The sequence below is a fragment of the Pseudomonas sp. GW821-FHT03E01 genome (assembly GCF_059420765.1).
The window spans coordinates 97364-120783 of the sequence record NZ_JBWKUI010000006.1; the positions used below are offsets into that span (position 1 = coordinate 97364).

At 57.6% G+C, this 23420-nt stretch carries 22 protein-coding genes; 11 read left to right on the top strand and 11 right to left on the bottom strand.

Translation table 11 applies throughout. The features are described from left to right. The first annotated feature begins 109 nt into the window (after window positions 1-109). On the top strand, window positions 110-1366 hold the full coding sequence (locus AC07VO_RS11850; protein ID WP_310396206.1) for a hypothetical protein: 1257 nt from the start codon (window positions 110-112) through the stop codon (window positions 1364-1366). 968 nt (window positions 1367-2334) lie between these two features. Here AC07VO_RS11850 and AC07VO_RS11855 read toward each other — a convergent pair. After that, the gene (locus AC07VO_RS11855; protein ID WP_263864860.1) at window positions 2335-2778 is read right to left on the bottom strand and encodes a malate:quinone oxidoreductase; all 444 of its coding nucleotides are present in this window, start codon (window positions 2776-2778) and stop codon (window positions 2335-2337) included. 168 nt (window positions 2779-2946) lie between these two features. Between AC07VO_RS11855 and AC07VO_RS11860 the strand changes: the two genes are divergently transcribed. Together AC07VO_RS11860 and AC07VO_RS11865 are read left to right on the top strand one after the other, a co-directional pair. Beyond that, window positions 2947-3345 carry a T6SS effector amidase Tae4 family protein gene (locus AC07VO_RS11860; protein WP_310396208.1) on the top strand — a complete coding sequence of 133 codons (399 nt, stop codon included), beginning with the start codon at window positions 2947-2949 and terminating at the stop codon, window positions 3343-3345. Next, window positions 3342-3584 carry a hypothetical protein gene (locus AC07VO_RS11865; RefSeq protein WP_225609270.1) on the top strand — a complete coding sequence of 81 codons (243 nt, stop codon included), beginning with the start codon at window positions 3342-3344 and terminating at the stop codon, window positions 3582-3584. Before AC07VO_RS11860 ends, AC07VO_RS11865 begins: the two co-directional genes overlap by 4 nt. Window positions 3585-3676: 92 nt before the next feature. Here AC07VO_RS11865 and mqo read toward each other — a convergent pair whose 3' ends face one another. From mqo to AC07VO_RS11880, 3 genes are all read right to left on the bottom strand, one after another. Then, entirely contained in the window at window positions 3677-5320 is a 1644-nt protein-coding gene (mqo, locus tag AC07VO_RS11870) for a malate dehydrogenase (quinone) (RefSeq protein ID WP_192351345.1), read from the bottom strand. A 317-nt stretch (window positions 5321-5637) separates the two neighbouring features. Beyond that, window positions 5638-6348 (bottom strand): GNAT family N-acetyltransferase, encoded by a 711-nt coding sequence (locus AC07VO_RS11875; protein WP_192351347.1) that lies wholly within the window; start codon window positions 6346-6348, stop codon window positions 5638-5640. A gap of 77 nt (window positions 6349-6425) precedes the next feature. Next, entirely contained in the window at window positions 6426-6995 is a 570-nt protein-coding gene (locus AC07VO_RS11880) for a YceI family protein (protein WP_064616936.1), read from the bottom strand. On the opposite strand from AC07VO_RS11880, the gene AC07VO_RS11885 reads away from it, so the two are divergent. The 3 genes from AC07VO_RS11885 to AC07VO_RS11895 all read left to right on the top strand — a co-directional run bounded on the left by AC07VO_RS11885 (window position 6994) and on the right by AC07VO_RS11895 (window position 9244). Further along, window positions 6994-7866 carry a DUF3885 domain-containing protein gene (locus AC07VO_RS11885; RefSeq protein ID WP_225609271.1) on the top strand — a complete coding sequence of 291 codons (873 nt, stop codon included), beginning with the start codon at window positions 6994-6996 and terminating at the stop codon, window positions 7864-7866. The genes AC07VO_RS11880 and AC07VO_RS11885 overlap by 2 nt on opposite strands. A gap of 87 nt (window positions 7867-7953) precedes the next feature. After that, window positions 7954-8325 (top strand): hypothetical protein, encoded by a 372-nt coding sequence (locus tag AC07VO_RS11890; protein WP_018928174.1) that lies wholly within the window; start codon window positions 7954-7956, stop codon window positions 8323-8325. A 157-nt stretch (window positions 8326-8482) separates the two neighbouring features. Further along, window positions 8483-9244 carry a hypothetical protein gene (locus tag AC07VO_RS11895; RefSeq protein WP_018928175.1) on the top strand — a complete coding sequence of 254 codons (762 nt, stop codon included), beginning with the start codon at window positions 8483-8485 and terminating at the stop codon, window positions 9242-9244. A gap of 66 nt (window positions 9245-9310) precedes the next feature. Here the strand turns inward: AC07VO_RS11895 and AC07VO_RS11900 are convergent, their stop codons facing one another. Further along, a complete protein-coding gene (locus AC07VO_RS11900; protein WP_192351349.1) occupies window positions 9311-10642 on the bottom strand; it encodes an aminotransferase-like domain-containing protein in 1332 nt (443 codons plus the stop codon). 90 nt (window positions 10643-10732) lie between these two features. Between AC07VO_RS11900 and AC07VO_RS11905 the strand changes: the two genes are divergently transcribed. Next, a complete protein-coding gene (locus AC07VO_RS11905) occupies window positions 10733-11629 on the top strand; it encodes a DMT family transporter (protein WP_192351351.1) in 897 nt (298 codons plus the stop codon). 71 nt (window positions 11630-11700) lie between these two features. On the opposite strand, the gene AC07VO_RS11910 is transcribed toward AC07VO_RS11905, so the two are convergent. From AC07VO_RS11910 to AC07VO_RS11920, 3 genes are all read right to left on the bottom strand, one after another. Then, window positions 11701-13068 (bottom strand): MBL fold metallo-hydrolase RNA specificity domain-containing protein, encoded by a 1368-nt coding sequence (locus tag AC07VO_RS11910; protein ID WP_225609272.1) that lies wholly within the window; start codon window positions 13066-13068, stop codon window positions 11701-11703. 79 nt (window positions 13069-13147) lie between these two features. Then, window positions 13148-14083 carry a universal stress protein gene (locus tag AC07VO_RS11915; RefSeq protein WP_138867165.1) on the bottom strand — a complete coding sequence of 312 codons (936 nt, stop codon included), beginning with the start codon at window positions 14081-14083 and terminating at the stop codon, window positions 13148-13150. A 105-nt stretch (window positions 14084-14188) separates the two neighbouring features. After that, window positions 14189-15109, bottom strand: coding sequence for a universal stress protein (locus tag AC07VO_RS11920; protein ID WP_192351355.1), 921 nt, complete (start codon window positions 15107-15109; stop codon window positions 14189-14191). A gap of 225 nt (window positions 15110-15334) precedes the next feature. Here AC07VO_RS11920 and AC07VO_RS11925 point away from each other — a divergent pair, with 225 nt between their 5' ends. Beyond that, window positions 15335-15901 carry a GNAT family N-acetyltransferase gene (locus AC07VO_RS11925; RefSeq protein ID WP_192351357.1) on the top strand — a complete coding sequence of 189 codons (567 nt, stop codon included), beginning with the start codon at window positions 15335-15337 and terminating at the stop codon, window positions 15899-15901. A gap of 62 nt (window positions 15902-15963) precedes the next feature. Here the strand turns inward: AC07VO_RS11925 and AC07VO_RS11930 are convergent, their stop codons facing one another. Both AC07VO_RS11930 and AC07VO_RS11935 read right to left on the bottom strand, forming a co-directional pair. Then, on the bottom strand, window positions 15964-16881 hold the full coding sequence (locus AC07VO_RS11930; protein ID WP_192351359.1) for a universal stress protein: 918 nt from the start codon (window positions 16879-16881) through the stop codon (window positions 15964-15966). A gap of 107 nt (window positions 16882-16988) precedes the next feature. Continuing rightward, window positions 16989-18227, bottom strand: a complete 1239-nt coding sequence (locus AC07VO_RS11935; RefSeq protein ID WP_064616929.1) for an MgtC/SapB family protein — start codon at window positions 18225-18227, stop codon at window positions 16989-16991. Window positions 18228-18486: 259 nt separating this feature from the next. Between AC07VO_RS11935 and AC07VO_RS11940 the strand changes: the two genes are divergently transcribed. The 3 genes from AC07VO_RS11940 to fnr all read left to right on the top strand — a co-directional run bounded on the left by AC07VO_RS11940 (window position 18487) and on the right by fnr (window position 21016). After that, window positions 18487-19407, top strand: a complete 921-nt coding sequence (locus AC07VO_RS11940) for a universal stress protein (protein ID WP_192351362.1) — start codon at window positions 18487-18489, stop codon at window positions 19405-19407. Window positions 19408-19457: 50 nt separating this feature from the next. Beyond that, window positions 19458-20105 carry a BON domain-containing protein gene (locus tag AC07VO_RS11945; RefSeq protein WP_192351364.1) on the top strand — a complete coding sequence of 216 codons (648 nt, stop codon included), beginning with the start codon at window positions 19458-19460 and terminating at the stop codon, window positions 20103-20105. Window positions 20106-20269: 164 nt separating this feature from the next. Continuing rightward, the gene (gene fnr, locus AC07VO_RS11950; RefSeq protein ID WP_192351366.1) at window positions 20270-21016 is read left to right on the top strand and encodes a fumarate/nitrate reduction transcriptional regulator Fnr; all 747 of its coding nucleotides are present in this window, start codon (window positions 20270-20272) and stop codon (window positions 21014-21016) included. A gap of 14 nt (window positions 21017-21030) precedes the next feature. Here the strand turns inward: fnr and AC07VO_RS11955 are convergent, their stop codons facing one another. Further along, on the bottom strand, window positions 21031-23313 hold the full coding sequence (locus tag AC07VO_RS11955; RefSeq protein WP_192351367.1) for a heavy metal translocating P-type ATPase: 2283 nt from the start codon (window positions 23311-23313) through the stop codon (window positions 21031-21033). Window positions 23314-23420: the final 107 nt, after the last annotated feature.

Sequence of the window (23420 nt, forward strand, 5' to 3'; positions counted from 1 at the left end):
CAGAGTTATCTAGAGGCTTCTATTATTTCGTTATCGCCGAATTCGGCCCAATCATTGTTATGCGTCAACGACAACGCAAGCCCTTAATCAATAATTATGGGAGGGTAACATGTCGACAAAAAAAATAACTGCCTTACTCGTGCTGGCTTTTAGCTTTTTCGGAGTGACGAGTTGTGCCAACATAAGAAATTACTCAGAAGTCTCAAGCGAAAGAAACAAGAGCATTGTTCCAGACATTGACTATTATGACCTTGCATACAATGTAGATGTTATTGTGCTTCCTGCAGAAATAAAAACCAAAGAAAATGCAGATACAGACAACAACTTTCCAGGTGAATTACAAATTTCAAACTGGGGAAACTCCATCAAGAATGCGACCCAGAAAGAAATTCATAACAGTGATCGCTTTATCGAATTTGGACATTACAGCGGCCGCATTGAAATAAGTACAGAAATATCTTCAGTATCTATAAGCAACGCCCGAGGCGGGACTCGATCGAAATGCAATGTTGTTTACACATATAAAGATTTAGCGGCAGGAAAAACACTCTCCAGGCATGACAGTGCCATTGAATTAATAGCGCCCCCCTCTGCCATACCAAAAACCAGCAATAGCTTTTCTTACAGCCTTGATCAACTGACATATGCTATTGCTCGCGAGGCGATTTCTGGCCTCATTCGATTGTCGCCTGTTGCCGACATCCAGCTAACGCAGAAGCAAGTGAAATTTTATAATTCAAATATCAAAAGAAAACCCAACCAAATTATTAGCTACGTGCCGATTGACAGTCTTATCCACAAGAACAAAAAAGAACTGAACTCTGCTTTTTCAATGGCCAAGAAAACGCAAAAAAATAGCAATAAGTCGACGAAAAAAAACAAGCCAACAGTTAAATTAGACACCGTCTCCGCTCCCGCCGCCCACCCTCTGAAATCTAATAAAGCTAGTGATACACCCACCGCAAACACCGTGACATCGAGTGACAACACTGTCAGTCAGAACTCAAGCCAGGCTGCGACTAAAAACAAGAAAGACGATAGTAATTCAAACGAAATAGCTAGTTCATCGGAGCGCTTGAAGGATGGGGCCATTAAAAACAATGAGCCCAATGATGACAGCAGTGGATATATAGCCACCCCGGAAAACCATCAACCTCAAATCGATGTATCGGCAGAGCAAGAAAGAGCATTGGATGAATGTTTGAAGAAGGAAAAAGAAAAGTTACAGGGAGCGACTGACAATGCCACATCACGTACCGGATATACAACCGTGTCGGGACTCTATCAACCTCAAAACAAGATATTAGCAGTGCAAGAAAGAGCAATGGATGAATGTTTGAAGAAGGCAAAGGCAAAGTTACGGTGAGCGACTGGCAATGCTGCTTCACGTACCGGATATACAGTCGCGTCGGGACGCCCACCAACCTAAGAGCATTCAAACAGACTCCACAGCACCAAAGAACATATGGATTCAAGAACGACGAGGGACACAATGAGCAATTCATTCTTGGCTTCCATAATACAATGGACAAGTGCAACTCTTCTGATACTGATTATTCTTCGATGGTTCATGAAAGAGCAGATAAAGGAACGGACGACTGAGGAATCAGGACTATTGAGACTACCGAGAGGCGTCCTTATTGTTGGCCTTACTTGCCTCCTGGGATTCTCCGCCTTGGCAATTATCTCAAATATCATCAGCAATAAAACGACTACTGCGTGGACAACGGCTGGCTTTCTCAGTTTTGCGCTACTGGGACTCTATCTAGTTGCCGTTTATTTTCTCGAACGACACGAAGTCTCGGAGCACGGCCTTACATTCGGCCGAGTGTTCCGAAAGCACGGATATTTAAGTTGGGTCGAGGTTTGTAGTGTTCGATACTCTAGGAAGATGAATTACTTTCGGCTGGAAACGCATATGGGCAGTGTCGCGCGGATCTCGATCCTCTTCATGGGACTTCCCGAATTTGCAAAGCTGGTCCTCGTTAACGTCCCCCTTGAAATGATAGAACCTGGAACCTTGCCGGTTTTGGAAGCAATCGCAAACCGCAGCCCTGTTCAGTAAGGGAGGCGAAGATTTTTGGATTCAGAAAAGCAGGCGTATTACGCAAGGTTTGAGGCTACGGATAAATGGATAAAAAGCCTGGAATTGATGCATGACGATGAGTGAAACCGCTCTCCTCAGGTCTGCTTCACAGCCCAACGGGGGCAAGCCCCCTCGCCACAAAAAACGCGCCAAACTCAGGTATTGCGCTACCTGCCAGAGCTGAATCCCAGACACAAAAAAGCCCACTGACCGTCACCGGTCCAGTGGGCTTTTGACAGGACCTCTAGTTACAGAGCCATATCCGTCGCAGCATTCTCTTTCACAGCCTTAGGCTTCTCAGCCGGAGCAGCAGGAGCCGCTGCCTGACCAATCACCGGCGGCGGAGTCAGCTCCAGCACCTTGGCGGTGTAAGCCCACTCTTGAGCCACTTTCTCAGGGCTGTTGTTCAGCTGAGTGCCGTAGCTAGGCACGATCTGGTGCAGTTTTTCCTGCCAGGCTGGGGTGGCAACCTTGTCCTTGAACACTTTCTGCAGCACGGTCAGCAGATCGGCGATGGTGCCGTCAGCGGAAGCAACGATTTCGGTACCCAACTTCAGCACGCCACCCGCGGCTTCATCACGCTTGATGATTTGCACGCGTTGACCGGCTTGCCACAGACTGCCCTTCCCTACGGCAGGATGAAGGAATTCCGATTTTTCCATTGACCTCTGAGAGGTCTCTTCAGCAAACAGGGCCTTCTGCTAGGCTAGCCGTCAGGATTAAAGGGCCACAGGGAGAAGGCAGGGTGCCTCACATTCGACACGTTATGGAAAAACCACCCAGAAATATTTGGAGACGCAGCTCCGTGCAGAACCAACGGCGCCAAAAACTTCAGTGATCAGTGTGCTATCAACCTCGGAGTGGCACTACGCCGGGCAGGTGCTGATCTCGGCAAGCTCAAGGATGTCCGCCACTGTTGGCAGCACCCCAAGAGCGAAGGGCGTGTATTGGCAGCAGAAGAAATAGCGCAAGCGTTAAGCCAAGCCAAAATACCCGGGCTGCACGCCATCAAAAAGATAAAGCCAAAGGACTTCGAAGATGATCTTGAAGGGCAACAAGGCATCATTTTCTTCAAGGATTTCTGGCGCCGAGGAAACGAGACCTTCGGCAATCGCAGCGGCGATCATATTGATCTATGGAACGGACGTAGACTCACGGACTGGCTGAGCTACCCTCGTATTCAGTTGGGGTTTTCCATTGAGGGCAGCTTCTCCGACTACCACGAGTCGAAGGAAATATGGTTTGGGAAGGTCATATGAAAACTGTTAAAGGGGCGTTGTTCGTCATTCTTATTGTTGCCCTGGCCATTGGAGCGTTTAACTTGATATTCGTGGCAGTGTCTGGCTACTTTGGGCCGTTCTACGAGAGTGAGGCAGACCAAAGTCGAAACTTTGCGATTTGGCTTTTGGGTAATGCGGGGGTTGGGTTGCTTTCGGTTTTCATGGGTGTCGTTTTGTATCGGCGATATCTGCGACACGCGAACACCACGAACACGTAGGAGCTACCGAAGGCTGCGATCTTTTGATCTTTCGCCCACAAAAAAGCCCACTGACCGTCACCGGTTCAGTGGGCTTTTGACAGGGCTTCTAGTTACAGAGCCATATCCGTCGCAGCATTGGCCTTCGGCGCCTTAGCCGGAGCAGCCGGAGCAGCAGCCGGAGCCGCCACCTGACCAATCACCGGCGGCGGAGTCAGCTCCAACACCTTGGCGGTGTAAGCCCACTCTTGAGCCACTTTCTCAGGGCTGTTGTTCAGCTGAGTGCCGTAGCTAGGCACGATCTGGTGCAGTTTTTCCTGCCAGGCTGGGGTGGCAACCTTGTCCTTGAACACTTTCTGCAGCACGGTCAGCATGATCGGTGCGGCAGTCGACGCGCCTGGCGATGCGCCCAGCAGGCCGGCGATGGTGCCGTCTTGCGAAGCAACGATTTCGGTACCCAGCTTCAGCACGCCACCGGCGGCTTCATCACGCTTGATGATTTGCACGCGCTGGCCGGCTTGCCACAGGCGCCAGTCTTCGGCTTTGGCATTCGGGAAGTATTCTTTCAGGGCATTCATGCGGTCTTCGTCAGACAGCATCAGTTGGCCTGCCAGATACTCGACCAGTGGGTATTCCTTGATGCCGACGCGGGTCATTGGCCACACGTTGTGCGTGGTGGTGGTGCTCAGCAGGTCCAGGTACGAGCCTTCTTTGAGGAACTTGGTGCTGAAGGTCGCGAATGGGCCAAACAGGATGACGCGCTTGCCGTCCAGGACACGGGTGTCCAGGTGCGGAACCGACATTGGCGGTGCGCCAACGGAGGCTTTGCCGTAGGCCTTGGCCAGGTGTTGTTCGGCGATGGTCGGGTTATCGGTGACCAGGAACGAGCCGCCAACCGGGAAGCCTGCGTATTCCTGGGCTTCAGGAATGCCGGACTTCTGCAGCAGGTGCAGTGCACCGCCGCCCGCGCCGATGAACACGAACTTGGCGTCGGTTTCGGTTTTGGTGCCGTCTTTCAGGTTTTTGTAGCTGACGCGCCAGCTGCCGTCTGCGTTCTTGGTGATGTCTTGCACTTCGCTAGACAGCTTCAAGTCGAACTTCGGCGTGGTTTGCAGGTGCGCGACGAACTGGCGGGTGATCTCGCCAAAGTTCATGTCGTTACCGAGCGGGCTCCAGGTGGCCGCGACTTTCTGGTTCGGGTCACGCCCTTCCATCATCAGCGGAACCCATTTCTTGATCACTGCCGGGTCTTCGGAGTACTGCATGCCGGCGAACAGCGGGCTTGCTTGCAGGGCTTCGTAGCGCTTCTTCAGGAACTTGATGTTGTCATCGCCCCACACAAAGCTCATGTGCGGAGTGGAGTTGATGAACGAACGCGGGTTCTTCAGCACGCCTTGCTGAACTTGCCAGGCCCAGAACTGACGGGAGATCTGGAAGGCTTCGTTGATTTCAACGGCTTTCGTGATCTGAACTTTGCCATTCTCGTCTTCCGGGGTGTAGTTCAGCTCGGCCAGGGCGGAGTGACCGGTACCGGCGTTGTTCCAGCCGTTGGAGCTTTCCAGGGCGACGCCATCGAGGCGCTCGACCATTTCCATCGACAAGTCGGGTTCCAGCTCATTGAGCCACACACCCAACGTTGCACTCATGATGCCGCCGCCAATGAGCAGCACATCGACTTTCTTTGCCTCCGCGTAAGCGGACGTGATCCCCATCGACAAAGCCAGCCCCAGCAGGGCTGTGTTCAGTTTCTTAAACATTTGTAGCACCTATGATAAACGCCATCCGCCTCCAACCTTCATTCATGAGCAACCCAGGTTCACGGGTACGCAGGCAGCGTGCCGCGGGTTTCTGCATTCAGAAAGATTTGAAGGTGGGCACACAAGGCCGACGTGTCTCCATCGACCTCAGTTATATGTCCCTCGTGCACTGACTTCTTATCATTATTGGCTCAGCTACTTGAGCGACATTGATTCTGTCGCACGTCTGTGGACGTACGAACCGAATAAGTCAAACCAAGTTAATGCGACAGAATATCACGCCTCGGCCAGCCTGCGCGCCGAAAGGACTCGACAGTCTAGACGGGACGAGGCCCGCGCTCGGCGTTTTTGCTCAAACGATCCAGCACAAACGCCTTGGCGTTGCGCGTCATTTGGTCGAGATGCCGGTCGCGCTGCTTTTCTGCATCGATCATTGCCCGCTTGCCGTGTTTTTGCAGCAGATACGTATGTATCTGCCGCACCTCCAAAGAACTGTAGATCGAGGTGACATCCAACAGGCCCATCAGGCCTTCAGTGCCGTGATCCCGGGAGTTCATCAGCACCTGAGTGCCGCGCACGCCCAGCACTTGAAAACCCATCGACTCGAACCACGGCACCTTGGCGACGGTGCACGTCAACTCGGCATGCGGGTAGCGACCGAGCATGTCTTGCAGCATCGCCCGCGCAACACCCTGTCGCCGTTGACTGGCCTGCACCGCCATGTACGCCACGCCGCAGGCCTCGGGATCGTCCTTGACCGGCAGGTACAGCAAAAACCCGATGACCTTCTCGGGATCTTCGTCATCCATGGCGACGATCAATTCGACCGCAATGCCTTTGGCGCCGCCGAGCGCTTCCAGGTAGAGATGAACCTCATAGCCCACCGCGTATTGATAGACGTTGTACAACGGGTTGCTCGGCGCGATGCCTACCATGCTGATGTCGGTCAGGTTGTCGACGACCATCTGCAGAATCTGGCTGTTGATGGGCTCCGGGCATGGAGTGGCAAAGTGGGTGAGCTGGGGCATTGCGTTTCTGACTCCGGATCAAGGCTTACTGAACATCAGCCCGGCCATTGTCACAGATCGAGCCCCTCGCAGGAAAATCAACGCTGCGGCGCGACGATGCGGAAGCGGATGTCGATGTCGTTGGAGACCACCGTATCGGCCCACTCCCCCTCCCCGATCTTGAAGTCACTGCGTTTGAGAATGATGTTGCCATCGAAAATCCCGATGGCCTGCTCCGGCTTCAACAGCACCTTCACCTGCAACTCGCGCGTCATACCCCTGAGGTTAAGTTTGCCGGTGATCAGATAGCGTTGATTGCCCAGCGCTTTCACCCGGGTCGATTCAAAGGTCGCCACCGGATAGTCCGCCGTGTTGAACCAGGCAGGCTTTTGCAGCTCGGTATTGGCATCGCTGCTGCCGGCGTCGATGCTGGCAAGGTCGATGGTCATCCTGGCGTGGGCCGCGGTGGGGTTTGCCGTGTCGAAATCGAGCGTGGCGTCGAATTTGCCGAAGGTGCCGTACACCCTGGAGCCGAACTGGTTATAGGTGAAGGAGATCTTGCTGGCGGTGGTGTTGACCCGGGTGTATTCAACGGCTTGGGCACAGGGCAAGACGCCGATCGTGAGGATGGCGAGCAATGCGGCTAAACGCGGGAATCGAAGAGACATGGAATTCTCCGGGTGGAATGCCCTTCAGGGATTGAAGTGCAGCACCCGTGTGGCTGCGATAGCTGGACTTAAGCAAATATTCGAGGGTTATTCCAGCCCAGCAGAGCCCCTGCTCCTCAAAAGCCCGGCCCCACGGGTCTTTGGACTCGCCGGAAAGCCCGATGTGCCTAAAGTTGTGCTCTTGGCCGCCGACTCCCTTTTACTAACTCCTCTTACGAAGGACCGTAAAGTAGTGAACCTACAGCGTGAAATTGACGAGGTTTTCGAAAGAAAAGCCTTCGAACGGCCACTGTTCTATTCCTACCCGGGAGGTTTGCGATTCAGCCTTTCCGAAAAGGGAACTGCCATTGAACAGTTTCTCCTGGCGCTTCAAAAAGCACGGTGCATTTGCGGGGACATATTCTCCGAGGAAGGATCGCTCGTTGTCTGTCTTCGTGTTCGTTCCGGAGCAAATCCATTTGCACACCGACCTGTTCTAGCGGAGCTTCGGGCGGCCGGTATCAAGATCCCCTCGAATCATTCCCGATGGCTTAACCCCATTCATCCGGACAATTGGTTTAATGAACATGAAGAAGAGCATTGGGCAAATGTCGCCTTTCATGCCCCATTGTCGCTACTTCAGAACTTTCTATGGTGTGCATTGGCGAAGGACATTGGAGACATTCGGCCCCGCCCGTTTTGTGACATCTACTTTTTCAACCTGAACCTGCAGGTTATGGCATTTCCCTACGATGATCGCGGCATGGATGTCGTCGGACCGAACAGGACTGCCCTGGCGCAGCTGTATCAGAAACATCAGCGTTTTTTACTAACCCATGATCGACCAGTGATGGATGAGGTATTCGGAGTCCAGGAACCCCATTGTAGATAACGCTGACAACGACGCCTGGACTCCAAAAAATTTGGGCTCGATGGGGCGTGAAACAACCCGAACTGCTCTTCGATAAAGGAAAGTGCAATGCCACCGCTGATATGGGACCCGTTTGACCTTTTCAACGTACTTGGGGTTGCTCCTTCTGAAGGAGAGTCCGGGATCTCGCACCAGTACATCGTCGAACAGGGCGCTGTCAGACTGCAATTGACCATTTGGCAATTTGATTGCGATGTTGAAGTCCAGCTGTGGGCGGCTCCGCTACCAAACCCAATAGTGCGGTACTCAATGCTCGATTGCCCGGGTATACGCGTCGTTAACGATAAACGTGGTCGTTTTTTAGAGTTCGCTGCGTCTAATACCTTCTCGGGTCGCTACGACGGCTATTCAGTCATTCCTTATGGTTTAAGACTCTGGATTGATCCGCAAATTTTTCTTGAGCCATTCACCTACTCGTGATTGGTGCTCCCACGTCTTTACCCAGCCTGCCATTACTGGATAATGGCCCCCTGCCACAACCAGGCTCTGACCTTGATTTCTCAAGGTTTTATATTGCTACAGCCTGACAGTCACCTTCAAGGACGGACGATCGGCTACGGAACAAGGAATCAGCACCGTGATATCCCAGCAAGACTCAGCAATACCGCTTACCCGCACTCAGAAATTCACCTCGTTGATCACCCGCGGCATGGCAGGCCTCAGCGTCGTGCTGGGCGCCATGTGGGCGTTAATCACCTATGCCGTGCCGGACCCGAGCGTGTTCGGTTTCAGCTTCATCAGCTGGAAAAACGTGGTCCTGCTGGTGAGTGCATTTATATTTCTGGGAGCCGTTTCAATCGGCTGGCAGATTCGTAATTTCACGCCGATGCTCCGCGGCGCGTTGCAGTTTTTCATGATCGCCGGCTTGTCTTTCGGCTTCTTCATCCTAGGCACCGAATACGCCAAGCCCTCTTTCGAGTTCGCCAAACTGCAAGCCAAAATAGTCGAAAACGAAGGCAACAACCTGCTCGGCAAACGCATGGAAGTGCTGGATAACATTCGCATCGAACTGGAGGGTTGCGAGAACATCGGCCGTCTGCCCACCTGCACTTTTGAACTGACCAATCTGAACGTAGACCGCAGCTTTCGCTTCGACGACGGCACCCGGCTATTCGACGAGTCTGGCGGTCCACTGAAGTTCGAGTCGATCCGGGTGGGCCAGGTCGAGGACAACGCCTGGCTGCGCTTTCAGCTGATTCGCAACGTACCTACACGCGTTACGCTGATCTTCCAGCAGAGCAACAGCAAACTCAGCAAAACACCAGCGATCAAGTTGGTGTTTCGAGATGGGAATGATGAGACGCTTACCGTCAAATTCAGTGAGATTGTAATGCGCTAGTTGTTGGAATAAAGGCTCTCTACCGACCACTACGGCGTAGGCACATACTCTTCGGTAATAACGAGACTATGTATAAGCCCCAACCACCCACTTCACTTTCTCCAGCGCCTCCCTGAGCGCCCCCATCTCCACGGAGCCCAGCGCCAGGCGAAACGCATGTGGAACGTTGGCCGATGTGGCAAACGGTTCGGCGGTTGAAACCGAGACGTTTTCCCGCATCAACGCCATGGCGATCTGGTCGGCCCGTGCGTCTTCCGACAATGGCAGCCAAAGAAAATACGACGATGGATGGCGAATACAGCGCAGCCCCGCCAGTACCTCGCCGGCCACGATTTGCCTGGCCTGCGCGTCCCGGCGCTTTTCGGCTTCCAGTTGCATGACGGTGCCGTCGTCAAGCCAGGTGGTGGCAATCGCCGTCATCACACCCGGGGTATTCCAGGTGGTCGCTTTGATTGTGCGCTCCAGCGCGGGCACGTTCTGCAGGGGGGCGGCGACGAAGCCGACGCGCAGTCCGGTGGCCACGCTTTTGGAGAGCCCTGACACGTAAATCGTCCTCTCGGGGGCGAGTACCGCCAGCGGCGCGGGTGGATTTTCGGCGAGGAAGGCGTAAGCGGCGTCTTCTATGATCAGCAGCCCATGCTGGCGCGCAATCGTCACCAGGTGTTCCCGTTGCTCGGCACTCATCACCCAGCCCAGCGGATTGTGCAGGGTCGGCATCGTGTACACGGCCCGCACGCGTCGATGCCGGCACAGGCTTTCCAGCGCTTGCAGATCAGGCCCGTGATCGAGCACCGGAATGGGCACGATTTCAAGGTGCAGCGTGTCGGCCAGGGCCTTGAACCCCGGGTAGGTCAACGCGTCCGCGGCAATCACGTCACCGGGTTGCAACAGCGCCATCATCGTCACCGCCAGCCCTTGCTGGGCGCCGGTGACGATCAGCATTTGCTCAGCCTCGACCGTCAGCCCTCGAACGCGCAGATGGCGCGCCACGGCGGCGCGCTCATGGGGTCGCCCGGCGTGTGGCTGGTAGCGCAGCAACGCTTCCAGATCACCGGCTGAGGCGAGTTGGCGCAGTGCATTACGCAACAGTTCTGCCTGCCCGGGAAGCGCCGGATAGTTGAAGTTCAGGTCGGTCATGCCGGCGGCAACGCTGTGTTGATCGATAGCCTGGTTGGGCGACCACGAGGTTTCCCTGACGAACGTCCCCCGCCCCGTCTCCCCGCTGACCAGGCCCATGGCTTCCAGCTCCGCATAGACCCGGCTTGCCGTCACCAGGGCCAGGCCTTCCGTGGTCGCCAACTGACGGTGAGTCGGCAAGCGTGTGCCCGGCAACAGGCGCCCTGAACGAATATCCGCGGCAAACGTATCCACCAGTGATTTGTAGCGGGAACGAGGCATGAGCAGATGTATCCATGACAATATTTTGATTGTATTGAGTTTCGTCCATACGATGCCTTCCATGCAACCTGAGCATGAAGGGGATCCAGAATGGAACGCACATCGAACCTGCAACAGCACACCACGGAAAGGACCGCGAGCGGATGGCTCAACGGGTTCATCGGCGTGCTCATCTTCAGCGGCTCGCTGCCGGCGACACGGGTGGCCGTTCTACAGTTCGACCCGGTCTTCCTGACGGTTGCCCGGGCCAGTATCGCTGCCATTGTGGCGCTGTGCTTGCTGTTGCTGTTCAAGGAAAAACGCCCGGCCAGGCATCAGTTGCTCTCCCTGGCCATCGTGGCCCTGGGCGTTGTATTAGGGTTTCCGCTGTTGACCGCGCTGGCGCTGCAATATGTAACGTCTGCGCACTCCATCGTCTTCGTTGGCCTGTTGCCGCTCGCCACCGCAGCGTTCGGGGTCTGGCGCGGCGGCGAGCGGCCCCGGCCGGTGTTCTGGTTCTTCTCGGTGCTGGGCAGCCTGCTGGTGGTGGGGTTTGCCGTCTCCCAAGGCCTGACGGCCTCTCCTGCGGGGGACATTCTGATGTTGCTGGCCATCCTGGCGTGCGGGTTGGGCTATGCCGAAGGTGCGAAGCTTTCCAAGACTCTGGGAGGCTGGCAGGTGATTTCCTGGGCGCTGGTGCTGTCGCTGCCCGTCATGGCGCCGCTGACCTGGTTGCTGGCCCCGCCTTCGCTCTCGGCAATTACCCCGCCTGCGTGGTTGAGCCTGGCTTACGTGTCGCTGTTCAGCATGTTGATTGGCTTTGTGTTCTGGTACCGCGGGCTGGCTCAGGGCGGGATTGCCGCCGTCGGCCAGCTTCAGTTGCTGCAGCCGTTTTTTGGCCTGGCACTGGCGGCCACGTTGCTGCACGAGCAGGTCAGCGTTGCCATGCTGGGGGTGACCGTGGCGGTGATTCTTTGCGTGGCCGGGGCACGAAAGTTCTCGAAATAGACGGCTCGCGTGGCGAAACAAATCGGCCAGGAGCTTTTTTTTAGAGGCCCTTTTCTGTAGTGGCCAGAGCACTAAAGAGGCCCCGTCAGCTCCACACTGTCGCGGTACTCCGGCACCGAGACCGACCAGCCCAGCTCCAGGCTGATTCGCCGGCGCAACACATCCGAAGCATTGGGTTCGCCATGTACCACATAGGTGTGTTTCGGCGGCCGCTTGAAGCCGCGCAACCACAGCATGATTTCCTCGCAGTCGGCGTGTGCGGACAGGGTTTCCATCGGCACCACTTCGGCGCGGATCGGCACGTCTTTGCCGTGAATACGTACTGACGGGGCGCCTGCGATGATCTGCGCGCCGCGGGTGCCGCCCGCCTGAAAGCCCGGCACCAGCAGCGTATTGAGCGGGTTGGGCGCCAGCGCCTTGAGGTGGTGCAGCACCCGCCCGCCAGTGGCCATGCCGCTGGCGGCGATGATCACCGCGGGTGTGCGCTGCTGGTCCAGCTCGATGGAGTCTCTGGTTGAGCGCACAAAACGCGTGACACGGCACATGCCTTCGCACTCTTCCAGGGACAACCGGTGTTCACTGCGAAAGCGCTGGTACAAGCGCGTGACGTCGGTGGCCATGGGGCTGTTGAGGTAGATCGGCAGGTCGGGAATCGCGCGTTTTTGTTGCAAGCGATACAGGTGATACATCAGCAATTGCGCGCGACCGACCGCGAACGATGGCACCAGCGTGATGCCGTGGCGCAGCGCGGTACGGGTGATGACCTCGGCCAGTTGATCTTCCGGGGATTCGTCGGGATGCCGACGGTCACCATAGGTCGACTCCACCAGCAGATAATCGGCCTGCTCGATCGTCTCCGGGGCAAACATCAATGGATCGTTCGGCCGCCCCAGATCCCCGGAGAACACCAGGGTCATGCCATCGGCGACGACTTCCACGGTCGCTGCGCCCAGAATATGCCCGGCACCGCGCAACAGAATGCTCATCCCCGGGACAATGTCGACCCGGTGGTGCAACTGCACCGGCCGCAGCAATTTCAATGCCCGCTCGGCGTCTTGCTCGGTGTACAGCGGCAAGGCCGGAGAGTGTTTGGAGAAGCCATGGCGATTGGCGAACTCGGCCTCTTCTTCCTGCAAGCGGCCGCTGTCGCACAGCAGGATTTTCACCAGTTCACAGGTGGCTGGCGTCGCATACACCGGGCCGCGATAACCGTTGCGCACCAACACCGGCAGGTAGCCGCTGTGATCCAGATGAGCGTGGGTCAGCACAATGGCTTCGAGGTCGCGAACCGGCAACTGGAACGGGTCCCAGTTGTGCAAGCGCAGTTGTTTATAGCCCTGGAACAGACCGCAATCGATCAGCACATGCTGGTCGCGATGTTCCAGCAAATACTTGCTACCCGTGACCGTGCCCGCAGCACCGAGAAATGTCATTCGCATGGCCGTTTCCTTGCGCATTCATGGAGCACTATTGATCGCTCCTTTGCGCTTGTGGGCAGTTGATTTTTATCAATTGAGGTCACACTGGTTCATCTTCTCTGTCGAGCCGGGGCAATGGCTTGATGATCGTCAGGCTGCAAGGCGACCGGTTCAATACGCTTTCCGCCGTACTGCCGATGAACATATCGATCCCGCGATGGTAGGTCGTTCCCAGCACCACCATGTCGAAGGCATGTTGTTGCGCGAAATGGGCAATGACCTTGGGAGGGATGCCAGGCAGCAGATGGCGCCGTTGTTTCTCGACTCCGTAGCGTTCGGCAAGCGCTTCAAAGGCCTCCAACTGGGCATCGTTGACGGCGTCTTCCAAGCTGCCATCGAGAGTCGCCGTCGGCACATTCACTTGCGCCTCGCCCAACTCCGACCAGCCGCTGACATTGAGCAGGTGCAAGGTAGCACCGCAAGATTCGGCCAGGCTCGAAGCCAGGTCGAGAATCCGGTCATTGAGCCCTTGGGTCAGTTCCTCCAGATGGGACAAGTCGATGGTCGCCAGTATGCTCAACGGCTTGGGATTTGTGGCATCGATGACCAGGTGCAAGGGCGCTGGACAGTCGCGCAGCAACTGCCAGTCCAGCGGACGATGGAAGGCGCGATCGAGCGCTGATACGCGGTGGGTGTCCTTGATCACCAAGTCTGCATGGAAGTCATTCACGTACTCCAGCAGATGCGCCAGGGTCGGTCTGGCCCACACCACTTCAGTGCTCACTTGCACGCCTTCGCGTCGTTGAAACCGGGCTTGCTGCTCCAGCCATTGACGATGTACCTGCAAGTAACCTTCCCGCGCCTGGGCCATGGCGTCGTGGTCAAACAGGCCGGCCGCCGCCAGCGCCTGGACATAATCGAAAGCGACAATGTGCAGCATCGCACCGGTTGCACAGGCCAGGGCCCGCGCCCGATCGAACGCCGGGGTGCGGACCATTTCGGTCGGGGCAATCAATAGCAAACGTTGAATTTTCACCCTCACCCACCTCATCTGGATAGCTTCAGGTTGTGGCTCAAGTATCGGGGGGCTCTCGCCTTGCGGCTCTGATTTTTATCAACTAATGGCCGGCCAGCGATCGGCTTACTGCGCGACGCTCGAACCCGGCTGCCTGACCGCCAGAATGCTGCCCGGTACCGAGTACAACGCCCGCTCGGTGTTGCTGCCAATCAACCGGTCGATCCCCACGCGATGCACAGTGCCCATCACCACCACATCCGCCAGGTATTGCTCGACAAACTCACTGATGACCGGCACCGGCAGGCCCATGACAAAGTGCCGACGCTCGGGAGGAACACCGTAGCGATCCGCCAGGGTAATAAACGCCCGGTGCAGGGATTCGCGCAGCTCCTCGACGAAGTCCATGCCCCAGCCACCGGCGATCAACGGTGCATCGCCATTGAACGCCGGCGACAAGTCGTAGGCGTACAGCAGGTGCAGTGGTGCGTCGCATTGCAGCGCCAGCGCGTTGGCCGTCTGGATGATGGTGTCGTTCAGGCCACTGATTTGCGTCGCCGGATCGAACGGGTCCACGGCGGCCACGACCCGGTGCGGCAACCCGTAACGGACCTGATTGACCAGGTGCACGGGGATCGAGCATTCGCGCAGCAGATGGCAATCGAGCGGAGTGATGAACACCCGTTTGAGCGCCGGTTCCAGGGTGACATCCTTGATCAGCAGGTCGGGCTTGAGGTCTTCGACTGCCTTCAAAATGTCCAGCAACGGATGGGTGGTGAAGACCGCTTCAACCGTCACGTCCACGCCCTGCCCGCTGAGCCGCTCGACCTCGTCGGCCACCCAACGATGACAGTGGCGCAGATAACGCTGATACCCCGCCTCGTCGATTTTTTCTTCCCATAAATGAACAATCGGTGCCGGATCGACAAAGGCCCGCACATCCAGCGCGGCCCCGCTCGCCTTGGCCAGCGCGATGGCCCGGAGCAAGGCAGGAGACTGATGCAGGGTCCGGTCGGCGATCAGTAACAAACGTTGATATTGCCCCATCTCACACCTCCGCTCGAAACCGGTCCCTTACCCGCCGGCATGGGCCAAGACTGCGCCCGTTGCCCCCTCCCCGAGGTTGATTTACATCAAATACCCGCAAATGAATGCCCTCGTGACGGGTGTCTGATCCAGATCAGATTCAAGGGCTGCCAGTGGCGTAGAAAGGAATCAACCGCGTGATGGGTGAATACGCACCGACCTTTCAAACAAGATGGAGGATCATCCATGCTCACTGTCAAAGACCACAATGATCGGGCCGCGGCGGCCTATGCCGCAGTCACTGGAAAGTACTGGATCGAAGCGCTCAAGGACGGTCGCCATGTGCTGATCCGGCCACTGCTGGAAAAGGACCGCGAACTTGAATACGCCTTCATCAAGCGCCTGTCGCCCGAGTCCCGGCACATGCGTTTTCTCGCGCAGATCAACGAGCCCGGCGCCGCCATGCTCGATCAGTTGATGGACACCGATAACAAACAGCGCATGGCTTACATTGCGCTGGTTCACGAAAACGGCAAATTGATCGAAATCGGCATCAGCCGCTACGCCGCCACGTCGGAACATGAGTGTGAGTGCGCGGTGACAGTCGCCGATGAATGGCAGCATCTGGGCCTCGGCACCGCCTTGATGGAGCATCTGATCAAGGCCGCCCGCAGAAACGGCTTTAATCAGATGTATTCGATCGATGCTGCAAGCAATACCCCCATGCGCGACCTGGCCAAAGCCATGGGTTTCGAGCGGCACAATGACCCCAACGACAGTCGTCAGGTCATCCATCGTCTGTATATGTCATAAAAGCCGATTGCCCCACGACGTACCGGCCAACGGTCCGCCGTGGGGCAAGTCTACGTTCAGGGTTACAACGACCTGTCGGGTTTGATCGCCAGCACACTGCAAGGGGCTCGGTGCAAGAGCTGTTCGGCAGTGGTCCCCAATAGCTTGTTCAACCCCGAGTGCTGCACCGTCCCCATCACAATGACATCGGTGTGATGGTCCTCGGCGAACTTGCAAATACTCGGCACTGGCGCACCTTCGATGAAGTGCCGACGTTGCGACGGCACGCCGTGACGCTCGGCCAGTGCCGTGAACGCCTGGTGTTGCGCCGTGCCCATGGCTTCGTAAAGACCGGAGGCCAACGGGAGTGCGCCAACGCCCATGTCCAGGGCATACACGGCTGTCCAGTCATACGCATGCACCAACTCGATCTGCGCCTCACACTGTTCAGCCAGCTTGGTGGCGGCGTCGATAATCTGGTCATTGAACACCAGGTCCTGCTCTTCGCTGCGCAGCACATCGACGATGGCCAGCACGTTACGTGGCCGCGCGTTCCGGGCGTTGGTCACCAGATGCACCGGCACCGGGCAATCGCGCAACAACTGCCAATCCAGCGGAGTGAAAAACACCCGTTTCAACGCCGACTCTTCCTGGGCGTCCTTGATGATCAGACTCAGCGACATCTCGTTGACGAATTGCAGGATTTCCTCGTAAGGGTGCTGTACCCACACCACCTCGCTGGTGACCTCGACGCCGTGTTTGCTTATCAAATGGGCTTGCTCGGCAAGCCATTGCCGATGGGTTTGCAAATAGCCTTCCCGGGCCTGGGCAATTTGCTCGGGGGCGAACAGGCCGGCGACGGCCAAGGCCTGCAAGTAATCGAATGCCACGATGTGCAGCGGCGATTGCATCGCGCGGGCCAACGCGGCGGCCCGGTCGAACGCCGGAGTACGAGTCATGGAATGGGGGGCGATCAACAGTAAACGCTGAGTCTGCGACATGGGACACCTCGGCACGCGGCCATCTCGATGCAATGAGTAGAACCCTAGAGTGATCGCGGCAGATTCGGGCGACTTGATCTTTGTCAGCTACAGCGCTCGGATGCCCGTTAATGCAGCAACATGCCCACCCACATCGCCAACGTCAGCAAGACCTGGCCGGGAATGACATACGCGGCGAACCGTCGCCCACCGCTGACCCAGGCCACCAGGCATTTGCTCAGGGAGTTACTGCTGATGGCAACCAGCGTGGGCCCGGCAATGGCGTCGAACGGCAACAGTCCGGCCTTGGCCAGGGCGCCAATGGACGCCGTCGAAGAATGGGCATCGGCGAAACCGGTGAGCGTCGTCGTGACCATCACGCCCACTTCGCCAAAGTGATTGAGCACCATCGAAGACACAAAGGTAACGCCGGTCATGGTCAGTGCGATGACCAACGCCAGCTTGAGGTTGAACGCACCGCCGACCTTGACCGGCTGATTGTCGCCACTCGCAGGTTTGGGCAACATCAGGCTCAAGCCATACAGCGCCGTGGCGGCGGCACCCAACAACAGCGGCCCCCACATGTAGCGCAATAGACCGATGTCGACCGCCCCCAGGATCAGGCCGACCTGAATGATGGTCGCCAGGTTGGACAGCATCGCTGCCGCACTCAAGACTTTGATGTTGCCTGGCTCCTTGGCGACAAGGTGCCCCATCGCGGCGATGGTCGCGATGCTGGAAGCAAACCCGGAGGCGATGGCGCTGACCACATAGCCGTAACGGGCACCCAGGGTACGAACGGCAATATGCCCGACCGCCCCGACGGCCATCAGCAACACCGTCAGGGTGCAAATGGTGCGCAGATTGATGGCGGCATAGGGGCCGATAAAGCGATCCGGCGCCAATGGCAACACCACCAGGGCGGCGACCAACAGCACCAGACCGTCGCGCATCTCCCCTTCAGTCAATTGGCTGCGCGCAAAATGATGCAGTTTTTGGCGATACGTCAGCAGCCCCGCCACCACCACGCCAATGGCGATGGCCAGTTCGGGCGCGCTGTTACACAACGCCCCCAGTGCCAATACCGTGAATAACGCCACTTCACTGGTGACACCTGGGTCAGTGCCCAGGCTTCGCCAGTAAGCCACAGTGACCAGCAAGGCCACCGAAACCGCCATGATGCCCACCAGCAAACCACCACCGATTTGCATCGCCACATAACCCAGCAACGCGGTGATCGCGAACGTACGCAATCCGGCACAGGCGCGACTGTCCCCCCGCCCCTTGTGCCGTTCACGTTCAAGGCCGACGAGCATGCCGATCCCCAGCGCAGCTGCCGCCCCTGCCAGGCCCAAGGTTTCGTTCATGTGATTCCTGTCCGGGTAAGCCACAACCCCAAGACTGCACCGGCATGACGCAGGAGAGATTGATAGTGGTCAATGTTTTATAGATGGACCTGGCGCCCCCCGCCACACGTCGGGCCGCAAGCTGGATCACTCGCCAGATTGATAAAGATCAATCCCGGCCCCCCGGTCAGCGGCAGGATAAAAGCCAGAGGACCACTGCCCAAACGCAGGGGTGCCAGTGAGTACAGGAATATCTACGATTATTGACGGGAGTTTGGTCATGTCTGAGCAATCACGCTTCATGCTGGTCGTCTCGCCCCTGATGGAAAACAGCCCCGCGTTCGACCGCGCCGCTGCGTTGGCCAAGGCCTCGGGCGCGGCCCTGCATATCGTCGCCTTCGATTACCTGCAAGGGCTGGCAACGGCGAGCATGGTCAACGAACAAGCGCTGGAGGAGATGCGGCTGGGGTATGTCGAGCGCCATCGGCAATGGCTCGAAGAACAGGCCCGCCCCTTGCGTAAAATCGGGGTGCCCGTCACCACGGAGGTGATCTGGGTTGAACGACCTTTGCAGGAAATCCTCATTCATCTCAAAGAACAGCCGATGGCGGTACTGATCAAGGCACTGGAATACGAGTCGCTGCTGTCACGCATCATGTTCACGCCCCTGGATATCCATTTGCTGCGCGAATGCCCGGTACCGCTGCATTTTGTCAGCCACGTGAAGCACGCGCTGCCGCGCAAAATCGTCGCCGCGGTCGATCCCTTCCATAGCAATACCCAGTACAAGGATTTCAACGACAGGATTTTGCGCGAAGCCTCAAAACTGGCCAGCACCTGTAACGCCCAGCTCGACGTGATCTACGCCCACGACCTTTCATCCCTCAGTGCGGACGAGTTCGATTTCGACAGTAGCTCAGCGCTGTTTGCCCCAGGCAAGGCCAAGACGTTATTCGATGCCCAGGCCGATGCCTTCCGCGAACTGGCCGAGCGCAATGGTATTGCGCCAGAGCAGCAGCACATGATCATGGGCAACCCGACCAAGGTTCTTACCCAATACGCCGATGCCTACGACATCGACGTACTTGTCATGGGCCGGGTCGGCCACCGGGGCGTGGGCCGACTGGTGGGCAGCACGGTGGAGCATCTGCTGTACAAAATGCCATGCAGTGTCTGGGTGGTTTCACCTGAGGAACTGTAGAGGGCTGTTTCGCACCTGGCCTACCAACCTTTCAGACAAAGGAAATCACCATGAACGACTTGAGTCTGCGTCAGAGCATTATGGATGAGCTTGAATTCCAGCCTGAGATCGATGCCGCCAACATCGGTGTGACCGTGGACAATGGCGTCGTCACGCTCACCGGGCACGTTAAGAGCTACGCGCAAAAAGTCAGCGCGGAACGCGCGGTAAAAAGCATAAAAGGGGTACGGGCCGTGGCCGAAGAAATTCAGGTCAGGCCGATGAAAAGCGCGGGCACGGCGGACGACGCCATTGCCTCCCGCGCCTTGAATATCCTCACCTGGAGCTCCGACATTCCCGAGCAGGACATCAAGGTCATTGTGCAGAAAGGGTGGATCACCCTTGAAGGCGAAGTGGACTGGCAGTACCAGAAAGAAACCGCCGAGATGGCCGTGCGCAAGCTGTCGGGAGTGGTAGGCGTGGACAATCGGCTCGTCCTTCGTCCGCAAGTGAACGTGGACGATATCCAGCGTCGTATCGAAGAAGCCCTCAAGCGCAATGCCGAAGTCGATGCCAAGGAAATTCACATCAAGGTCGAAGGCGATGTGGTGAAGCTGGAAGGCAAGGTTCATTTGTGGCGTGAGCGTCAGATCGCCGAACGTGCCGCCTGGTCAGTACCGGGGGTGAGGCAAGTGGATGATCATCTGCGCATTGCCTGAATCAATGAGCCCGGGGAACCTGTAATTCCCAGGGATAACAATCACTTGCGACGGGCCAACGGTTTTCCGTTTGTCGATTGCTTCCGGCGATCTTCCGAACGGAATCCGTGCCCGAGTGCACAGCACCTATGCTTTATATATAACCCTCCAAGGGCGCCATTGACATGACTGAAGTCCACCTGCTTCAGAGTCAACACCTCAAGGCTGCCTGTTCCAATTGCAGTGTATTAGAGTTTTGCCTGCCTTTTGGTCTCGACAAACTGGAACTCGAGCGCCTGGACAAGCTGATTTTGCAACGGTTCAAGGTCAGGAAAGGCGCCCCCCTCTACCGCGCAGGCGATCCCTTGCACTTGCTGTATGCGATCCGTATTGGCTCATTCAAGACCAGCGTGCTGTCGCTCGATGGCCGCGAGCAGGTCACCGGATTCCAGTTGCCCGGCGAGATGCTCGGCCTGGACGCCATTAGCGCCGAAGAGCACACCTGCAATGCATTTGCTCTGGAGGACAGTGAAGTCTGTCCCATCCATTTTTCTCAGCTGGAAAAACTCGCCCGGGAGCTGCCGGCACTGCAACACAACCTGAACAGGTTTCTGAGCCGTGAAATCGTCCGCGATCACGATCTGCTGATGATGTTGGGCAACATGAACTCGGATGAGCGTCTGGCCGCCTTTCTGCTGAACCTGTCGCTACGCTTGAGCATGCGTGGCTACTCATCCAGCGAATTCATACTCAAGATGCGGCGCGACGAAATAGGCTCCTACCTGGGGTTGCGCCTGGAAACCATCTGCCGGGGTATCGCCCATCTGCGGGAACAGGAGCTGGTGGAAATAGCCGGTCGTGAGGTCAAGGTGCTGAACATGCACGGGCTCAAGCAGCTGGTCGCCGGTTGCCATTCCGCGGTCCTCCACTGACGCGGTATGGCTTTTCAACGCTTATCAAGGTAGCGAAACAACTCTTCCTCCTGATCGAAGTGCAGTCGCACGAGGGTATCCAGGCGGATCAACTGATGCTGGATCTCATCGACAGAAGCTGTTGCAGGGTCGGCACTGAAATCCGTGCTCATGCGTGCCAGCAAATGGATCAGGCGAAAGATCTCGCGGTGGACGTGGCTCATCGCCGACATGGGGTCCTCGCCGGGCAGGCTTTGCGTCAACAGCGGGTACAGGTTTTTTTCGTCGTCCCGTTCATGGCGGGCCAGTGATTCCTGCAGGTTTTTTACCAGCGCCAGCAAGTCGCTCTGCGCTTGCTCGAGTGGGCGCTGGGCGAAGTCGCTTGCCAGTTGATGCAGATCGCTGAGTACCGAAGCGAGCTGGTCGTGTTCGTCCTGCAGGTGATCGATATGCTCGGCGGCCAGCTTGCGTTGGCGCAAACCCGGTAACGGCCCCAATGCACGCAAGGCATTGAAGATGATCACCACGTCGATACCCTCCTGCACCACGGCACCGACCAGCGGTGGCAAGTAGCCGAAGGCGGCTACCCCCATGGCCAGCACCGACATGCCCATGCCGGCCAATACACCTTGACGGGCGATGTGGCGAGTCTGACGGGCGATGTCCAGCGCCTCGACCAGACGGTCCAGACGATCCACCAGCAGCACCACGCCCGCCGCTTGCGCGGACGCCGTGGCACCGCTCGCCCCCATGGCCACCCCGACATTGGCCGCCGCCAGGGCGGGGGCATCGTTGATGCCATCACCGACCATCAGTGTGCTGGCATGCTGGCAGGCATCCTGTACCGCACGCACCTTGTCCCCAGGACTCAACCCGGCACGCAACTCGTCGATCCCGGCCGACAGTGCAATCATCTCGGCGGTTTCCACGCGATCGCCCGTGAGCATGACGATCCGCTCGATGCCTCGGTTGCGCAGTCGGCGCAGGGTCAGCGGGGTTTCCCGACGCAGCTTGTCGGAGAAGATCAGCAGGCCCGCGAGTGCCCCGTCCACTTCAACGAAGCTGCCGCTGCACGCCAGGTAATCCATGCGGCGCAGCATGGTAGCGGCCCAGTCGCCAACCGGTGATTCATTCTGAACAAAGGACAACGTGCCGAAACGCACCCGCAGACCATCGATCAACCCGCAAAGACCGGAGCCCGGACTTTCCTCGACCGCCTGCGGCACGCTGAGCGCCAATCCACGCTGACAGGCCGCCTCGACAATGGCCTGGGAGATGGGGTGCGTCGAGGCCTGTGCCAGCGAAGCGGCGAGACCCAGCAGACGCTGCGGATCGAGCGCTCCGTTGGTCTCGATCGACTGCAAACGGGCGTGGCCGCTGGTCAACGTGCCGGTCTTGTCGAGAAACACTTGCTTGACCTCGGCCAGCGCTTCCAGGGTGACGCCGTCCTTGATCAGGATCCCGCGCCGCGCTGCCCTGGAAATACCTGACATGATCGAAATCGGCACGGCCAGAATCAACGGGCAAGGCGTGGCCACCACCATAACCGCCAGCGCGCGCAAAGAGTCGCCACTCAGGTACCAGGCGATGCCGGCAATCAGCAATGTCAGCGGTATGAAGAACAACGCGTAACGGTCGGCCAAACGCACAAAAGGCGCGCGCGATTGCCGTGCGGCTTCAGCCAGGCGCACGACCCCGGCGTAGGTGCTCTGCGCTGCGGTTCGAGTAGCTGTCAGCAGCATTGGCGTACCGACATTGGTCACCCCGCTGGGCAGTAGCTCTCCTTCCAGGCGGGTGACCGGCAATGACTCGCCGGTGAGCGCCGACTCGTCAAGAATCGCCGTGGGGCTGAGTAGACGGCCATCGACCGGTACCACTTCCCCCAGGCGCACAAGCAGCGTCTGATGCGGCTGGATCTGCTCGACCGGAATCTGCCGTAAATTGCCGTTCTCCTGCAGCCAGGCAACGCGTGGCGCCCGGTCGACCAGCGCACGCAGTTCGCGTTCGGCGCGTTGTTGGGTGAAGAACTCCAGGATGCGCCCCGACGCCAGCATCAAGGCAATCACCGCCGCCACCAGCGTCTGCTGAAAAAACAACGCGGCGGCAATCGACAGCAGAGCGATCAGGTCCACACCCGCCTCGCGCCGGGCCAGGCGCCTGACAATCTCGACGAGCAGCACCAGGGCCATCACCAGACTGCCCGCGGCCCAGCAAATCGAGGCCCAGTCAGACTTGTGAGCAAGCTGCGCAATGCCCCCGGCCAGCAGGGTCAGGGTGGTGAGCAGCAATAAAACCGGGTCCAGCCACTTACTGAACATCGATGTGGGTTCCTCAAGAAACGCTGCGCAGCCCTCGTTGTACAAATGCCTGCGGCTCATCGCCGTCATGGGTAGAGCTTAGGTCTGGAATGCCCGGCATGTTCGCT

What these genes read in the sequence shown, in the direction of transcription:
- AC07VO_RS11850 (WP_310396206.1), top strand. Translation starts at nt 110, where the DNA reads ATGTCGACAAAAAAAATAACTGCCTTACTCGTGCTGGCTTTTAGCTTT.
- AC07VO_RS11865 (WP_225609270.1), top strand. Translation starts at nt 3,342, where the DNA reads ATGAAAACTGTTAAAGGGGCGTTGTTCGTCATTCTTATTGTTGCCCTG.
- mqo (WP_192351345.1), bottom strand. Translation starts at nt 5,320, where the DNA reads ATGTTTAAGAAACTGAACACAGCCCTGCTGGGGCTGGCTTTGTCGATG.
- AC07VO_RS11875 (WP_192351347.1), bottom strand. Translation starts at nt 6,348, where the DNA reads ATGCCCCAGCTCACCCACTTTGCCACTCCATGCCCGGAGCCCATCAAC.
- AC07VO_RS11885 (WP_225609271.1), top strand. Translation starts at nt 6,994, where the DNA reads ATGGAATTCTCCGGGTGGAATGCCCTTCAGGGATTGAAGTGCAGCACC.
- AC07VO_RS11880 (WP_064616936.1), bottom strand. Translation starts at nt 6,995, where the DNA reads ATGTCTCTTCGATTCCCGCGTTTAGCCGCATTGCTCGCCATCCTCACG.
- AC07VO_RS11890 (WP_018928174.1), top strand. Translation starts at nt 7,954, where the DNA reads ATGCCACCGCTGATATGGGACCCGTTTGACCTTTTCAACGTACTTGGG.
- AC07VO_RS11900 (WP_192351349.1), bottom strand. Translation starts at nt 10,642, where the DNA reads ATGCCTCGTTCCCGCTACAAATCACTGGTGGATACGTTTGCCGCGGAT.
- AC07VO_RS11905 (WP_192351351.1), top strand. Translation starts at nt 10,733, where the DNA reads ATGGAACGCACATCGAACCTGCAACAGCACACCACGGAAAGGACCGCG.
- AC07VO_RS11910 (WP_225609272.1), bottom strand. Translation starts at nt 13,068, where the DNA reads ATGCGAATGACATTTCTCGGTGCTGCGGGCACGGTCACGGGTAGCAAG.
- AC07VO_RS11920 (WP_192351355.1), bottom strand. Translation starts at nt 15,109, where the DNA reads ATGGGGCAATATCAACGTTTGTTACTGATCGCCGACCGGACCCTGCAT.
- AC07VO_RS11925 (WP_192351357.1), top strand. Translation starts at nt 15,335, where the DNA reads ATGCTCACTGTCAAAGACCACAATGATCGGGCCGCGGCGGCCTATGCC.
- AC07VO_RS11930 (WP_192351359.1), bottom strand. Translation starts at nt 16,881, where the DNA reads ATGTCGCAGACTCAGCGTTTACTGTTGATCGCCCCCCATTCCATGACT.
- AC07VO_RS11935 (WP_064616929.1), bottom strand. Translation starts at nt 18,227, where the DNA reads ATGAACGAAACCTTGGGCCTGGCAGGGGCGGCAGCTGCGCTGGGGATC.
- AC07VO_RS11940 (WP_192351362.1), top strand. Translation starts at nt 18,487, where the DNA reads ATGTCTGAGCAATCACGCTTCATGCTGGTCGTCTCGCCCCTGATGGAA.
- AC07VO_RS11945 (WP_192351364.1), top strand. Translation starts at nt 19,458, where the DNA reads ATGAACGACTTGAGTCTGCGTCAGAGCATTATGGATGAGCTTGAATTC.
- fnr (WP_192351366.1), top strand. Translation starts at nt 20,270, where the DNA reads ATGACTGAAGTCCACCTGCTTCAGAGTCAACACCTCAAGGCTGCCTGT.
- AC07VO_RS11955 (WP_192351367.1), bottom strand. Translation starts at nt 23,313, where the DNA reads ATGTTCAGTAAGTGGCTGGACCCGGTTTTATTGCTGCTCACCACCCTG.